Consider the following 15109-nt stretch of genomic DNA (forward strand, 5'->3'; position numbering starts at 1 on the left):
TGACGACGAGAACCCATGGCCACTCCCAGCGCTAGCTCTTATAACGCAGACGCCATCGAAGTCCTCTCGGGCCTCGACCCGGTGCGCAAACGCCCCGGCATGTACACCGACACCAGTCGGCCGAACCACCTCGCCCAGGAAGTCATCGACAACAGCGTCGACGAGGCCTTGGCCGGGCACGCGACGTCGGTGCAGGTCATCCTGCACGCCGATCACTCCCTGGAAGTCAGCGATGACGGCCGTGGCATGCCGGTGGACATTCACCCGGAAGAGGGCGTGTCGGGCGTCGAGCTGATCCTCACCAAGCTCCACGCGGGCGGCAAGTTTTCCAACAAGAACTACCAGTTCTCCGGCGGTCTGCACGGGGTGGGTATTTCCGTGGTCAACGCCTTGTCGACCGAAGTCCGGGTGCGCGTCAAGCGTGACGGCAACGAATACCAGATGACCTTCGCCGACGGTTACAAGAAAACCGAGCTGGAAGTGGTCGGCACCGTCGGCAAGCGCAACACCGGCACCAGTGTGTTCTTCGCGCCGGACCCGAAGTACTTCGATTCACCGAAATTCTCCATCAGCCGCCTCAAGCACGTGCTCAAGGCCAAGGCCGTGCTGTGCCCGGGGCTGCTGGTCAGCTTTGAAGACAAGGCCACCGGCGAGAAAGTCGAATGGCACTACGAAGACGGCCTGCGCTCCTACCTGGTCGATGCGGTCAGCGAATTCGAACGCCTGCCCGACGAGCCATTCTGCGGCAGCCTCGCCGGTAATAAGGAAGCGGTCGACTGGGCGCTGCTGTGGTTGCCGGAAGGTGGCGACAGTGTTCAGGAAAGCTACGTCAACCTGATCCCGACGGCCCAGGGCGGTACGCACGTCAACGGCCTGCGCCAGGGCCTGCTCGACGCGATGCGCGAATTCTGTGAATTCCGCAGCCTGCTGCCGCGTGGCGTAAAGCTCGCGCCGGAAGACGTCTGGGAGCGTATTGCCTTCGTCCTGTCGATGAAAATGCAGGAGCCGCAATTCTCCGGCCAGACCAAAGAGCGTCTGTCGTCCCGTGAAGCCGCGGCGTTCGTCTCCGGCGTGGTCAAGGACGCGTTCAGCCTGTGGCTCAACGCCCACCCGGAAACCGGCATGCTCCTGGCCGAGCTGGCGATCAACAACGCCGGCCGTCGCCTGAAAGCCAGCAAGAAAGTCGAGCGCAAGCGCATCACCCAAGGGCCGGCGTTGCCGGGCAAGCTCGCCGATTGCGCCGGCCAGGACCCGATGCGTTCCGAGCTGTTTCTCGTGGAAGGTGATTCTGCTGGCGGCTCCGCCAAACAAGCGCGGGACAAAGAGTTTCAAGCGATCCTGCCGTTGCGCGGCAAGATCCTGAACACCTGGGAAGTCGACGGCAGCGAAGTGCTGGCCAGCCAGGAGGTGCACAACATCGCCGTGGCCATCGGGGTCGATCCCGGCGCGGCGGACATGAGCCAGCTGCGTTACGGCAAGATCTGCATCCTCGCCGACGCCGACTCCGACGGCCTGCACATCGCCACGCTGCTGTGCGCGTTGTTCGTCCAGCATTTCCGCCCGTTGGTGGATGCCGGTCACGTCTACGTAGCGATGCCGCCGCTGTACCGTATCGACCTGGGCAAAGAAATCTACTACGCCCTCGACGAAGCCGAACGTGACGGCATTCTCGATCGTCTGGTGGCCGAGAAGAAACGCGGCAAGCCGCAGGTCACGCGATTCAAGGGCCTGGGTGAAATGAACCCGCCGCAACTGCGCGAAACCACCATGGACCCGAACACCCGGCGACTGGTGCAACTGACCCTGGACGATTTCGCCGCAACCTCGGAAATGATGGACATGTTGCTGGCGAAGAAACGCGCCGGCGACCGTAAATCCTGGCTTGAGTCCAAAGGCAACCTCGCCGAGGTTCTTGGCTGATGCGGGTTGGCTTGGCCCTGGCGTGTGCGTTACTTCTGACCTCGGTGACGGCGTTTGCCGAACCGGCACCGGAGTTGCGCCTGTTATCCGAACATCCCGTGGAGGGCATGCGCGGCGGCAACCTGTCGGGGTTGGCTCAGTGTGGCAAGGACTTGTGGACGATTTCCGATCGCGACGACGATCAGATCTACCGTCTCAAGACCGGCGATACGGTCTGGCAGGCTGAAACCGTGCACATCGACGTGCCGCCGGTGCCGGACAGCGGGCTGCCCTGGGGCTTGCGTTCGCGGACCTGGGCGGCCGCCTTCGTGCGCGGCGGCGACCTGGATTTCGAGGGCATCACCTGCGACAGCGCGGGCAATCGCTACCTCGTCAGCGAGTCCCATGCCGCGGTGCTGCAAGTGCCGGTGGTCGGTCCCGTCTCGTGGTTGAAGATCTCGCCAATGCTGGTCCGCGAAGCGCGGGCCAGTGGCATGCTCTTGCATTTCAACGCCCTGTTCGAGGGCCTGGCGATCAACCCGGCAGGCGATCAGTTGTGGCTGGCCGCGGAGCGCGAGCGCCGGGGTTTGCTGACGATCAAGCGTCAGCAGACGGTTTGGGATTGCGATGGCGGCTGTGTGCTGCTGAGCGAAGCCGGGATGGAGATGCAGCCCGCGCAGTTTGATAAGGCTAAAGCGGTCTCGCGGGACTTTGCCGACTTGTCATTGTTCAACGGCAAGCTGTTTACCCTGGAGCGCAACGCGTTCCAGATTTGCCGCCGCGACGCAACGACGGCCAAGGTGGAGCGTTGCTGGTCGTTTGCCAGGGACGCGTTGCAGGACGGTCGTCAATATCCGCAGGCGTATGGCCTGGCGGAAGCGTTGGTCGTGGATGCGGAGGGCGCCTGGATCGGCATCGACAACAACGATGGTGCCCGTGACGACGGTGAGATTCGCCCGATTGTCTGGCGTTTCGCCGCGCCTGAAGGTGGCTGGAGCGCCAGGCCATGACCCCGCAAACGCCGGGCAAGCGCGCCGGTCGGGTGTTTATGGTGCTGGCGTGGTGCGCGGGACTGTTTTTGGCAACGCGGTTTTTCGGTGATTGGGAAGCGCGTCAGGAAAATCCCAACGTCGTCGTCAGCTCGGAACAGGGCGACGGTTTTATCGAAGTGAAACTGGTCAGCAATCACCAGGGACATTTCGTCGCCAGCGGCCAGATCAATGGCCAGCCGGTGGATTTCATGCTGGACACCGGGGCGACCGACGTATCGATCCCGGCGGAAATGGCCAAGCGGCTGAAACTCGAAGAGGGCTTCGGCGTGACCCTGAGCACGGCAAATGGCCTGAGCCAGGGTTATCGAACCCGCATTGACCGTTTGCAGGTGGGTGACATCGTGTTGCGCGACGTGCGCGCGCTGGTCGCGCCCGGCCTGGATGGCAATCAGGTGCTGCTCGGTATGAGCGCGCTGAACAAACTTGAATTTACCCAGCGCGGTGGCACCATGCTGCTGCGCCAGACAACGAACCGATGAGGCCCGCATGAGCGACTCCCTTGATCTCAGCCTGGACGGTGTAGAACGCCGGTCACTGGCTGACTTCACCGAAAATGCCTACCTCAACTACTCCATGTACGTGATCATGGACCGTGCCTTGCCGCATATCGGCGACGGCCTGAAACCGGTACAGCGGCGCATCATTTATGCGATGAGCGAGTTGGGGCTGGACGCCGATTCCAAGCACAAGAAATCGGCGCGTACCGTCGGTGACGTGCTCGGTAAATTCCACCCGCACGGCGATTCGGCCTGCTATGAAGCCATGGTCCTCATGGCCCAGCCGTTCAGCTACCGCTACACACTGGTCGACGGCCAGGGTAACTGGGGTGCGCCGGATGATCCCAAATCCTTCGCCGCCATGCGTTACACCGAAGCGCGGCTGTCGCGTTATTCCGAAGTGTTGCTCAGCGAGCTGGGCCAGGGCACCGCGGACTGGGGCCCGAACTTCGACGGCACCCTCGACGAACCGCTTGTGTTGCCGGCGCGTTTGCCGAACATCCTGCTCAACGGCACCACCGGTATCGCCGTGGGCATGGCCACCGACGTACCGCCACACAACCTGCGCGAAGTCGCGACAGCCTGCGTGCGCTTGCTCGACGAGCCGAAAGCCACGGTCGAACAACTCTGTGAGCACATCCAGGGCCCGGACTACCCGACCGAAGCGGAAATCATCACGCCGCGCGCAGACTTGCTGAAAATCTACGAAACCGGTCGCGGTTCGGTGCGCATGCGCGCCGTGTACCACATCGAAGATGGCGACATCATCGTCACCGCGTTGCCGCATCAGGTGTCTGGCGCCAAGGTGCTGGAGCAAATCGCGGCGATGATGCAGGCCAAACCGTCGAAAGCCCCGCAGATCGCTGACCTGCGCGACGAATCCGACCACGAAAACCCTTGCCGCATCGTGATCATTCCGGGCGCGCGGAAAAACTTCGACCACGACGCGCTGATGCAGCATCTGTTCGCCAGCACCGAGCTGGAGTCCAGCTACCGGGTCAACATCAACATCATCGGCCTCGACGGCAAGCCGCAGCTGAAAAACCTGCGGGCGTTGCTGGTCGAGTGGTTGGAGTTCCGGGTGCAGACCGTGCGTCGTCGCCTGCAATTCCGCCTCGACAAGGTCGAGCGTCGCCTGCACCTGTTAGACGGTTTGTTGATCGCTTACCTCAACCTGGATGAAGTGATTCACATCATCCGTACCGAGGAGCACCCGAAAGCCGCTCTGATTGAGCGTTTCGCCCTCAGCGAAATCCAGGCTGACTACATTCTCGACACCCGTTTGCGCCAGTTGGCGCGACTGGAAGAAATGAAACTGCGTGCCGAGCAGGATGAACTGCTCAAGGAACAAGCCAAGCTGCAGGCGCTGTTGAGCAGCGAAGCCAAGCTGAAAAAACTGGTGCGCTCCGAGCTGATCAAGGACGCCGAAACCTATGGCGACGACCGTCGTTCGCCGATCGTCGAGCGCGCCGAAGCCAAGGCCCTGACCGAACACGACCTGCTGCCGAACGAAAAAGTCACGGTAGTGCTGTCGGAAAAAGGCTGGGTTCGCTCTGCCAAGGGACACGAAATCGACGCCACGGGACTCTCCTATAAGGCCGGGGACGGTTTCAAGGCGCTGGCGCCGGGTCGTTCCAACCAGTTTGCCGTGTTTATCGACTCTACCGGCCGCAGCTATTCTGTGGCCTCGCACACCTTGCCTTCGGCCCGTGGCCAGGGTGAACCACTGACTGGCCGTCTGACACCGCCGCCCGGTGCGACCTTCGAATGCGTGCTGATGCCCGAAGACGATTCGCTGTACGTGATCGCCTCCGACGCCGGTTACGGTTTCGTGGTCAAGGGCGAAGACTTCCAGGCCAAAAACAAGGCAGGCAAGGCCCTGCTGAGCTTGCCGAACAATTCGAAAGTGATTCTGCCGCGGCCGGTGGCTGATCGTGAGAACAACTGGCTGGCCTCGGTGACCACCGAAGGTCGCCTGCTGATCTTCAAAATCAGCGATCTGCCACAATTAGGTAAGGGCAAAGGCAACAAGATCATCGGGATCTCCGGTGAGCGTGTAGCCAGTCGCGAAGAATATGTCACGGACATCGCCGTACTGCCCGACGGTGCCACGTTGGTGCTGCAGGCCGGAAAACGTACCTTGTCGCTGAAAGCGGACGACCTCGAGCACTACAAAGGTGAGCGTGGGCGTCGTGGCAACAAATTGCCACGTGGCTTCCAGAGGGTGGATGCGCTGCTCGTCGAAAACCTCAATTAAGCGTCCTAGAGCGCTCGATCTACGATTTAACGCGTAGATCGACGCTTTCGCGCTGGAGTCGGAACGCATATTCACGGATGATATGGCCTTTCAAGCGCCGGCGTGGCCGAGCGTTCTTCATATTTATTGAGTATTTTCACTGTGATTAGCCTTGTGGCAATCACCTGGATGGGACGATGACTGCTCTGCGCCTTCCTTTTATTTTGATGCTCGCCGGCGTTCTTGGCCTGGCGGGTTGCAGCGTTCACCAACCGGTGTCGCTGTACCAGCTGGACAGCGGAAGTCCGGCTCAACCTGCGCAAAGCGCGGGCATGGCGGTATTACTCGGTCCGGTCACGGTTGCCGATTACCTGCAACGGGAAACCCTGCTGCAGCGTCAACCGGATGGCAGCCTCCAGGCGGCGACCGATGGTCGTTGGGCGGGAAGCCTGTCTTCCGACATCGACCAGTTGTTGCTGCGTCAGGTGGCCGGTCACCTTGACAGCCAGCGTGTCGTGCTAGCCCCGGCGACCCTCGGCTTCACACCGGATGTTCAGGTGCTGCTGACCATCACGCGTCTGGACTCGGGTGAATCGCAACCAGCGATTCTGGATGCGCAATGGCGTCTGATCGACCGTCGTGGTCAGGTTCGCGATAACCGCATCATTCATCTGCAGGAGCAGCACGCCGGCGGTACCGCGGCGCAGGTCCAGGCTCAGGGCGTATTGTTGCAGCGCCTGGCTGAACAGCTGTCGGTGGCGCTCAAGCCATTGGCCAATCAGCCACCGATTGCTGAAGCACCGCGTAAACCGGCTCCGAAGCCCGCAGCACCGGCGACGGAGCAGGAAAAGCAGCCGAAGATCCCGATGGCCTCGCCGATCCGGACGGATATGGAAGTGTTCCGCTTCTGAAGCTGGATGGATTTGAAACAAGGCCCGCGTTGATGCGGGCCTTGTTGTTTTTGCGAGGCGGTAATCTGCCTGTTCTGGCCCAATCGCCAGCAGGCCGGCTGCCACAAGGGGCATGTGTACACCACAAATCCAATGTGGGAGCCAGCCTGCTGGCGATGGGGCCGGAACAGGCAACAAAAAAGCCTGCAGACAATCACTCATCTGCGGGCTTCTTCATAACGAGGCTCTAGGCCCGACGCTCATGCATCCGCGCCAATTGCCGCTCAAGCATCGACGGATAAGGCTCCATCAACCGCTCCACGCAGCACGCACCCTCAGGGCTGGCAATCGGGCGAATCCGCGCACGCTGGCGAATCAGCACGTCGTCACCGATTTTGCGCTCCACTAGCAGCAGGTTGCGGCTGTGTTGCGACAGGGCCAGGGCGTCCTGTGCGGTTTCGGTCAGCAGCAGGTCGATCTGGCTCAGGCCGAACAAGCCGTCGCCAAGGGTCAGGCCCAACTGCAATTGCAGGGTGATGCCGCTGTCGGCGACTTCGATCTGCAACTGATGGCCGAGGGCGCGCAGCAACTCACCGCAGCAGATGGCGTTGGTCAGGTAATCGTCGCCGCTGTCCTCGGTGTGGAAGACCATCAGCGTGCTGCCGTCGTTCAGGCTATGCAGCTCGCCCTCATAGAGCGAAGCGGCCTGATCGAGGCAATCGCGGTAGCGTTTGAGCAATTCTTCCAGGCGGGTGCGAGGCAGACGACGCAGTTGATCCTGAGCGCCCAGTTGCACAGCCAGCACCGCGCTGTGCTGCGGCACGTTGGAAATCACCGGTTTAGCGAGCGGTTTAGGCGCACTGTCGGCCGACTCATCACGCAGATCGGCAAACGCATCGTCGTCATCGTCATCTTCGACGGTGCTGACAATGTGCCGTGGCGCAGGCTTGAGGGCGGCGACCGGCTTGCTTTCGTCGAAACTCGGGTCACGCAGGTTGCGCACTTCGAAGGACGGCTCGTCGGCGTCTTCGTAATCGCTGTCGTCGTACTCGGGTTCCGGTGCAGGCTCAGGCTCGGCCGGTTCCGGCGCGAAATTGGCGTGCAGTTGCCGCGCCAGGTCGCCGATCTCGTCCTGACGGTCAGTCGCCGGGGTGTATTCGTCGATATTGCGCAGCCATACGCGCAATTGCAGCAGCGGGGTGGAGATGTGCCGACCCAGGCGCAGGCTCAAGGCCAGCGACAACGCCAACAGAATCGCACTCAAGATGCCCATGCTTTGCAGGCTGATGGTCATCGGCTGCTGGAATTGGTCCATGTCCAGGCTGATGCGCAATTGCCCGGCGGTCACGTCCTGGAAGGTGATCTTGCTCTGGTACATGCCTTCGGCTTCGCCCAGCAGGCTGTGCTTGGGGCGCTGACCGGCTTCGGCAAGGATACGGTTATCCACGCTGTAGATGGCGGCGTGGGCCACCAGCTTGTTTTTGGTGAGGTTGTTGAGCAGCACGTTGAGGCTGAGGATGTCGTTGGACACCAACAGCTCCGTCGCCGACGTGGCGGTCTGCGTGGTCAGGCTTTCGCCCAGGGCATCCGCCTGCTCGTGCATGGCCTGCTTGAACTGCAAACCCATCACACAGGCGTAGATCACCAAGGCCAGAGCGACCAGGATCACGTTATGGCTGGCGATGCGCAATGCAATCGGTACACGGCGATGGCGCAGTGCCCGGAAGATCAGCAGAAAGAAGTTATCGGTTTTTACTGGCGTGGGCCGGTTCACTTGAGCTCGGCTCTTTTGTCCGTGAAGTTGACGCGCAGTATAGCGACAGGCCCTAGACCGGCAAAGCGCTCACGGTGCCCGATGGTCACTGAAAGTGGGTAGAATGCGGTTTTTTTCCACCTGCGGGGGTGCGCCTTGCGCGAAATCGTCCTGATAAACATCACGGGAGTCGACCGTCCGGGTCTGACTGCGGCCATTACCGGCGTTCTGTCCCAGGGTGGTGTGAACATTCTCGACATCGGTCAGGCGGTGATCCACGACACCCTGTCCTTCGGCATCCTGGTTGAGATTCCTGACACCGAGCAAGGCAAGTCGGTACTCAAGGACATCCTGTTCAAGGGGTACGAACTCGATCAGCAAGTGCGGTTTACGCCGGTGTCTGAACAGGATTACCAGCAGTGGGTTGGCAACCAGGGCAAAAAACGCCACATCGTGACGCTATTGACCCGCAAAGTAACTGCCGGGCAATTGCAGGCCGTGAGCTCGATTACCGCCAAATATGGCCTGAACATCGATCACATCGATCGCCTGTCCGGGCGCATGCCGCTGGACACGCCGGCTGACAAGGGCAAAGGCTGCATCGAGTTTTCGGTGCGCGGCGAAGCGGCGGATCCGCAAGCGCTGCGGGCGGAATTCCTCAGCGTGGCCCAGGAGTTGAACGTCGACATCGCGTTCCAGGAAGATTCGCTGTTCCGCCGCAACCGCCGGCTGGCGGTGTTCGACATGGACTCGACGCTGATCGAGGCCGAAGTCATCGACGAACTGGCCAAGGCTGCGGGCGTAGGCGACAAAGTGTCAGAAATCACCGAGCGAGCGATGGCCGGCGAACTGGATTTCCGCGCCAGCTTCAAGGAGCGCCTGGCCTTGCTCAAAGGGCTCGATGTCGGCGTGTTGGACGAAATCGGCGCTTCGTTGCGCCTGACCGAAGGCGCCGAAACCCTGTTCGCCGAACTCAAGCGCCTGGGCTACAAGACGGCAATTCTCTCCGGCGGCTTCACCTACTTCGCCAAGCAGTTGCAGGCCAAGCTCGGTATCGACTATGTGTTCGCCAACGAACTGGAAGTGGTCGACGGCAAGGTAACTGGCGTGGCGGTCGAGCCGATTGTCGATGCGCAACGCAAGGCGGATCTGCTGAAGGAGTTGGCGCATAAGGAAGGTTTACGGCTGGAGCAGACCATTGCGGTCGGTGATGGCGCCAATGACTTGCCGATGCTGGCGATTGCCGGGTTGGGCGTGGCGTTCCGTGCCAAACCGCTGGTGAAGCAGTCGGCGAAGCAGGCGATTTCCACGTTGGGGCTGGACGGGGTGCTGTATTTGTTGGGCTTCCGGGATCGTGACGGGCAGCTCTAATATCCTGGGCGTCTGAACGGGCCACTTCGCGAGCAAGCCCGCTCCCACAGTTGACCGCATTCTCCTGAAGGAACCGGATCACTGTGGGAGCGGGCTTGCTCGCGAAGGCCGCGCCGCGGTCTTATAGATTCAGCTCAAAGCGTCTTCCACAACGAATCAAAATCTTCCTCGGAACTGACCACGCCGCTCCCCGCGGCGCTCTCGCTCTTGGCCGCCTCCAGTGACCGATAAGCAAACTGATTGAAGCTGTTGGTGCTCGCCACTCGCCGATCCAGCCCGGCCCGGCGTTCCTCGCCGTTGGTGTTGATCAGCACCTTGTTGCCTTCCTGAAACGGCAGTCGCGGGGCGAGCAGGGTAGCCGGTAGGTCGATCGCGCTGATGGCGGGCAATAACAGGCCACGCAGGTAATGGCTGTGGTCATCGCGGGTGCGCACCAGTTGCAGGCCGCAAGGCTCGGCGTACGGTGCGACTTGCTCGATGCCCATTTGCGTTCCGCCACCGCGAACCTGGCGGATCCAGCGCACCACGGCGATGCTCCAGCCTGCTCCCGCCGAATCCTCGATACCCACCATCTCGCCCGCCTGCAGCTCGGCCGGCACTGCGCCTGGCCAGGCGAGGCAATACCCGCCCGGGCTGTGGTTGATCACCGGCAGGACGTAGGTCGGGAAGTGCCGGTTACGGTCCGCGGCGTCGTGACTGTCATCGTTCTGCAGTTGCGGGTATTCGATTTCTTCGTAGGGCAGCAACGTGTCAGCGGTGCCGTGTGGCGCTGCATCGAACGCGTGGCTCCATTGGTCTTTCTCCCGGCCGGTGGGGGACGTGGCCTTGAACTGCGCACGGCCGGCGCCGGGGTTTTTCAGGATCTCGTTGAACGGCCGTTGCCCGCCCAGATAGAAGTGCAGCGCGCTCATGCCCACGCACAGGGTCAGAGTGCCTTGGCTAGGGGTGCGCTGAAAGCTGCGCTCGACGGCCTGGCCCCAGGCGGCATTCAGGTGTTGCAGGGTATCCACACTGAGTCCTGAGGGCACGGGCAGTGGCGAGGCGCTGTCGGTTTTTTGCAGATGCGCTTCGATGGCCGCGACCAGCGGCTGTGGATCGAGACCCAACAGACTGGCTTGCTGCTCGGCGCGGAATTTCGAACGATAGCGCGGCGCTACGTCCAGTTCCGGGGCGACGGCAAACAAGCCATCGGCGGGCGATTCCGGTTGCAGCTTGAGCAGCTTGCTCCAGGGCTCCAGCACTTCGGCGAGCCGGGCGATCTGGTTCTGCCGCAACTGATTGCACCGGGCGGCCCCCAGCAGCAGCGCGACCACGTAAGTCTGCTCGACGCTGAGGGTCTGCGTCAGACTGGCCAGCTCATCACGCAGGCCCAGGTGCTGGAGCCGATGCAGGCAGGCGATCCGGTACAGCTGATGCAGCTCCAGCCACACCCCTTCCGGCACCGGGCAATAGAGTTCGGTGGCGCGGATCAGCGAGCCGTTCAGGCAATGCATCGCCCGCTGCAACGCCTGGGTCAGCAGCGGCGCGCGATCCTTGCTGAAGCGCGGGGCGATGCGCACGACGATCTGTTTGTAGCCCATCGCCAGGTGACTTTGCAGCGCCTGGCAGAGGTTGGCGATCTTGCGCGAGCGCTCATCGAGAACGATCGATTGGTGCAGGAAGTGCCGCTCCAGGTGTTTGCAGACGTAATACACCTCGGGCCGCAGCAGTTCGAGCAGTTGCAGGCGATTGTCGCTGGGCGTCAGCAACTGGTTCAGCTCGCTCAAGCCTTGATAGAGCTGGCGCGCGGTTTCGCCGATGTTGGCCTTGGGCAGGTCGGCGATCCAGCGTTTGAGGTCGCGCGGAGTCGCTTCGCAGAACGACAGGCGCGACTGTGCCGGGATCGGCGCGCGTAAAAGAAGGTGGGGACTGGTCTCATTCATGCCGTGAACAAACTCCAACCGGGAAAATGGGCAGTGAATGGCTGAACTGTATCAGCTCTTAACGGGTGAGGGGGATTGGAGTCGCCATTCCCTGTAGGAGCGAGCTTGCTCGCGATGAATGTCAAAGCGCTGCGGGGTTTCAGGCTCCCAGCGTTATCGTTCAAGACCATCGCGAGCGCGCTCGCTCCTACAGGAGACGCATTTAAGCCTTCGGCGAGCCCAGACCCTGACCCATCTGCACCGGCGAACCTGCCGCCAGTTCTTCAGCCCACTGCACCTGATCCGGCCCGAACAGCACGACTGCGGTCGATCCCAGTTTGAAGCGACCCAGTTCCGCGCCTTTTTCCAGATGGATCGGCGCACGAGCGGCTTCGTCGTAGCGGAAGGTTTTCAGCTCGCGTTTCGGCGGCGTTACCAGGCCCGCCCAGACGGTTTCGATCGACGCCACGATCATCGCGCCCACCAGCACCACGGCCATCGGCCCGCGCTCGGTGTCGAAAATGCAGGCCACACGCTCATTGCGGGCGAACAGCTCCGGCACGTTTTCAGCGGTGGTCTGGTTGACCGAGAAAATCCGCCCCGGGATGTAGACCATTTCCCGCAGGGTGCCGGCCAGCGGCATGTGCACGCGGTGGTAATCCTTCGGTGACAGATAGATAGTCGCGAAATCGCCGCCCATGAACGGCGCAGCATTGGCTGCGTCACCGCCGAGCAATTCCAGCACACTGAAACTGTGGCCCTTGGCCTGGAACACGCGACCGTGCTCGATCGGGCCGAGCTGGCTGACCGCGCCATCGGCTGGGCTGAGGATCGCGCCCGGGGTTTCGTCCAGTGGGCGCGCGCCGTCTTTCAAGGCGCGGGTGAAGAAGGCGTTGAAGTGCTCGTAGGCGGTCAGGTCTTCGACCAGGGCCTGGGACATGTCCACCTGATAGCGCTTGGCGAACCATGCGGTGAAGGCATTCTTGAACCAGCGCACACGGCATTCGGCGATGCAGCCGGCCAGTCGCGAAAGCAAGTGGTGAGGCAGCAAGTATTGGCTGAGGATAAACAGACGCTTATTCATTAACTGTCCTTAAAAACCTTAAATCTCGACAGGCGTATCGGGGTGGTTGCCCCATTCGCCCCAGGAGCCGGCGTAGCCTTTGACCCGCGGATAACCGAGGGACTTGGCCACCAGATAGGTGAAGCCAGAACGGTGGTGAGTCTGGCAGTGGGTAATCACTTCTTTGTCTTTGCTGATCCCGAGCTGTTCGAGGATCTGCGGCATGTCTTTGCGGATGCGCAGGTTGCGCGCCGGGTCCATGCCTGCGGTCCATTCGAAATTAACCGCGCCGGGAATGTGCCCGGCCTTGGCCGCCAGGACTTTCTCGCCGGAGTATTCCAGCGGTCCACGCGCGTCCCAGATCGCCAGGTCGGCGGCGCCGAGACGGCATTGCAGGTATTCACGGGTCGCGGTCGGTTCGTCGTGCAACGTCAGCGCCACGGGGCCGCCGACCGGGGCCGGGATCTGGATCGACATTGGCGAGCCTTCGGCCAGCCACGACGTCAGGCCGCCGTCGAGGTAGTGGTAGTTGCGATGGCCGATGACATCCAGCAGCCAGATGAAACGCCCGGCCCAACCGCCGCCTTCGTCGTCGTACACCACGTAGACCGCGTCGGGGTTGTGCCCCAATTCACCGAACAACGCTTCGAGTGCCGCTTGCGGCGGCATCAGGCCGGGCGCCGGCGGCTGGCCGAGTTGCGTGCGTTTCGGATCGACAAAGCGCGCACCGGGAATATGCCCTTCGGCATAGCGGGCGCTGCTGGTCAGGTCCACCAGAATCAGATCGCGGGCGTCGAGGCGAGGGAGCAAGTCGCTCGGTTCGATCACCAGCGGCAAGCCAGAGAAGTCAGACATGTGAGGTCTCCAGAGCACAAAGGGGGGGATTGTAGCGGGTCATTGCCCGCGATGGCTAAAGCTGTGCAGCGCTTTCTCGATGCACTGCGCGGTTTTCCCGAAGGCCTGCACGGTGATTTCCGAAAACGGCCCGCCGCCCTGATCCGCTACAACGATCATGATCACGCGGCCGTTGTTGACCAGCGAGCGTAACAGCAGGTGTTCGCCACCGAACTGCGAACGCAGGCTGGCCGGCAGCAGCGCCGAAAATTGTGCGTTGTTGGCCGGGGTCAGGCGCATCTGGGCCTGTTGCGAGAGCAGGCGTTGCAACACGGTGCTCTGGCTCACTGCGAAATTCAGCCCGGCTGTTTCTTTAGGCAATCCGGCGATCTGGTGCACCCGCAAATTGGCGTGGGTGCGATCGGCCATCAGGATCATCACCCGACGCATACCGCAGGCGACCAGTGCGTCGCGGGCGGAGTTGGTCAGGTGCATGGCATTGGTGAAGCGGCTCGGCTCGACCAACAGTTCGGCACATTGCTGGCGCCATTTCGTCAGGTCTTCGGCGGTCGGCGCCGGGGCCGGCAGTAACCCGGCGTGAACCCGCTTCGTGCCCCACGGCCAGAGCAAAGAAACGGCGGGGTGCCAGAGGTCGGACCGAGCGTGCTGGCGTGCACTGTTGGCAGCCTGCTGGTGCAATTGCTGCTGCACGTCGTCCATCGGCATTTGCAGGTAAAGGCTGGTCAGGTATTGCCAGCGCTCGCTGTGCGGACTGTCCCAGGCTTGTTGCGCCGATAGCGCCAGGCCGTTGGCCAGCAGCACGGTGTTGGCGGGCTGATTGAGCCAGCGGCGCAACGTCGGATCGTCGTCGAGACGGTTCTGCTGGCGCAGCGGGTGATCGACGTCGCGGGCGATGCGCAGAACTTTCACCAACTCCCGCTGTTCATTGAGCAATAGCTTGTAACCCTGTTGCACCCAGATCGGCAGGTGCCAGATCTCCACCAGCGCCTGAGCAATGTCCAGCAGGCGAACCCCGAACAATTGTTTCTCGACGGTGGCCGCCGACTCACCTTTATGGATGACCCGCAGTTCCCATTCTTCGAGCAACCGGGGATGGGTTAGCGCCATCGGCCACAAGGGCGAAAGAAACAACAGGCTGCCCCAATGGATGTCCTGCCACAGCCGGGCCAGGCGTGCGGCGAAAAAACCGTTGGCCTGTTGGGTGGCATGCTGACTGATCAATTGCAGCTGACGCAGGGCCACGGGGATTTGCGCTTCCGGTTCCGCAGGCAGGCGGGCGAGCAGTTCTTCAGTGCGCTTCAAACCGAGGCGATTGATCGCCACCTCAAGGTTTTCCGCCAGCGCGGTCATGCCGCCATGGGTGTGCCGGTTGGCTTCGCGAATCACGCTCAAGGCCAGGGCGGGGCTGTCCTGCATCAGGTCGGCGATGTCGCGCAGCGAGCTGCGGTTGTCCGCGATGGCCTTGCAGACCCGGTCGTGGCTGCCCTGCGGAACCGGCAGGCGCACGCCATCGAGCAGCTTGACCCAGCCTGCGAGTGTGGTCGGTTTTGGCGTGGAGACGTTCGTTTCGTTAGCCATGGTTGGACGCGATC

Annotated in this window: 11 protein-coding genes; 6 read left to right on the forward strand and 5 right to left on the reverse strand. The window is 62.0% G+C overall.

Features of this window, described 5'->3' with window-relative positions; genetic code table 11:
• Positions 1-15 precede the first annotated feature (15 nt).
• From parE to NTD84_RS28900, 5 genes are all read left to right on the forward strand, one after another.
• Positions 16-1920, forward strand: a complete 1905-nt coding sequence (gene parE / locus NTD84_RS28880; protein WP_262172461.1) for a DNA topoisomerase IV subunit B — start codon at positions 16-18, stop codon at positions 1918-1920.
• Positions 1920-2909: an esterase-like activity of phytase family protein gene (locus NTD84_RS28885; protein WP_262172462.1), complete on the forward strand. Its 990-nt coding sequence runs from the start codon at positions 1920-1922 to the stop codon at positions 2907-2909. The genes parE and NTD84_RS28885 overlap by 1 nt, the downstream gene beginning before the upstream one ends.
• Entirely contained in the window at positions 2906-3430 is a 525-nt protein-coding gene (locus NTD84_RS28890; RefSeq protein ID WP_262172463.1) for a TIGR02281 family clan AA aspartic protease, read from the forward strand. Before NTD84_RS28885 ends, NTD84_RS28890 begins: the two co-directional genes overlap by 4 nt.
• 7 nt (positions 3431-3437) lie before the next feature.
• Complete coding sequence (parC, locus tag NTD84_RS28895; RefSeq protein WP_262172464.1) at positions 3438-5705, forward strand: DNA topoisomerase IV subunit A; 2268 nt, start codon at positions 3438-3440, stop codon at positions 5703-5705.
• Positions 5706-5881: 176 nt separating this feature from the next.
• On the forward strand, positions 5882-6595 hold the full coding sequence (locus NTD84_RS28900) for a membrane integrity-associated transporter subunit PqiC (protein ID WP_262172465.1): 714 nt from the start codon (positions 5882-5884) through the stop codon (positions 6593-6595).
• Positions 6596-6821: 226 nt separating this feature from the next.
• Here NTD84_RS28900 and NTD84_RS28905 read toward each other — a convergent pair whose 3' ends face one another.
• On the reverse strand, positions 6822-8348 hold the full coding sequence (locus NTD84_RS28905) for an AhpA/YtjB family protein (RefSeq protein ID WP_262172466.1): 1527 nt from the start codon (positions 8346-8348) through the stop codon (positions 6822-6824).
• A gap of 135 nt (positions 8349-8483) precedes the next feature.
• On the opposite strand from NTD84_RS28905, the gene serB reads away from it, so the two are divergent.
• Positions 8484-9698 carry a phosphoserine phosphatase SerB gene (serB, locus tag NTD84_RS28910; RefSeq protein WP_262172467.1) on the forward strand — a complete coding sequence of 405 codons (1215 nt, stop codon included), beginning with the start codon at positions 8484-8486 and terminating at the stop codon, positions 9696-9698.
• A gap of 134 nt (positions 9699-9832) precedes the next feature.
• On the opposite strand, the gene NTD84_RS28915 is transcribed toward serB, so the two are convergent.
• The 4 genes from NTD84_RS28915 to NTD84_RS28930 form a co-directional block, all read right to left on the reverse strand.
• On the reverse strand, positions 9833-11620 hold the full coding sequence (locus NTD84_RS28915) for a molecular chaperone (protein ID WP_262172468.1): 1788 nt from the start codon (positions 11618-11620) through the stop codon (positions 9833-9835).
• 202 nt (positions 11621-11822) lie between these two features.
• Positions 11823-12683 carry an archaetidylserine decarboxylase gene (gene asd / locus NTD84_RS28920; RefSeq protein ID WP_262172469.1) on the reverse strand — a complete coding sequence of 287 codons (861 nt, stop codon included), beginning with the start codon at positions 12681-12683 and terminating at the stop codon, positions 11823-11825.
• A gap of 18 nt (positions 12684-12701) precedes the next feature.
• On the reverse strand, positions 12702-13517 hold the full coding sequence (gene rhdA / locus NTD84_RS28925; protein ID WP_262172470.1) for a thiosulfate sulfurtransferase: 816 nt from the start codon (positions 13515-13517) through the stop codon (positions 12702-12704).
• 39 nt (positions 13518-13556) lie between these two features.
• Entirely contained in the window at positions 13557-15095 is a 1539-nt protein-coding gene (locus NTD84_RS28930; RefSeq protein WP_262172471.1) for an HDOD domain-containing protein, read from the reverse strand.
• Positions 15096-15109 lie beyond the last annotated feature (14 nt).

The sequence above is a fragment of the Pseudomonas sp. 14P_8.1_Bac3 genome (genome assembly GCF_025466085.1).
In the GTDB taxonomy this organism is placed as follows: Bacteria; Pseudomonadota; Gammaproteobacteria; order Pseudomonadales; family Pseudomonadaceae; genus Aquipseudomonas.

Bases quoted from the DNA above. Each gene is read 5' to 3' on its own strand.
- parC (WP_262172464.1), top strand. From the start codon at position 3,438: ATGAGCGACTCCCTTGATCTCAGCCTGGACGGTGTAGAACGCCGGTCA.
- NTD84_RS28885 (WP_262172462.1), top strand. From the start codon at position 1,920: ATGCGGGTTGGCTTGGCCCTGGCGTGTGCGTTACTTCTGACCTCGGTG.
- NTD84_RS28915 (WP_262172468.1), bottom strand. From the start codon at position 11,620: ATGAATGAGACCAGTCCCCACCTTCTTTTACGCGCGCCGATCCCGGCA.
- NTD84_RS28930 (WP_262172471.1), bottom strand. From the start codon at position 15,095: ATGGCTAACGAAACGAACGTCTCCACGCCAAAACCGACCACACTCGCA.
- NTD84_RS28890 (WP_262172463.1), top strand. From the start codon at position 2,906: ATGACCCCGCAAACGCCGGGCAAGCGCGCCGGTCGGGTGTTTATGGTG.
- parE (WP_262172461.1), top strand. From the start codon at position 16: ATGGCCACTCCCAGCGCTAGCTCTTATAACGCAGACGCCATCGAAGTC.
- asd (WP_262172469.1), bottom strand. From the start codon at position 12,683: ATGAATAAGCGTCTGTTTATCCTCAGCCAATACTTGCTGCCTCACCAC.
- rhdA (WP_262172470.1), bottom strand. From the start codon at position 13,517: ATGTCTGACTTCTCTGGCTTGCCGCTGGTGATCGAACCGAGCGACTTG.
- NTD84_RS28900 (WP_262172465.1), top strand. From the start codon at position 5,882: ATGACTGCTCTGCGCCTTCCTTTTATTTTGATGCTCGCCGGCGTTCTT.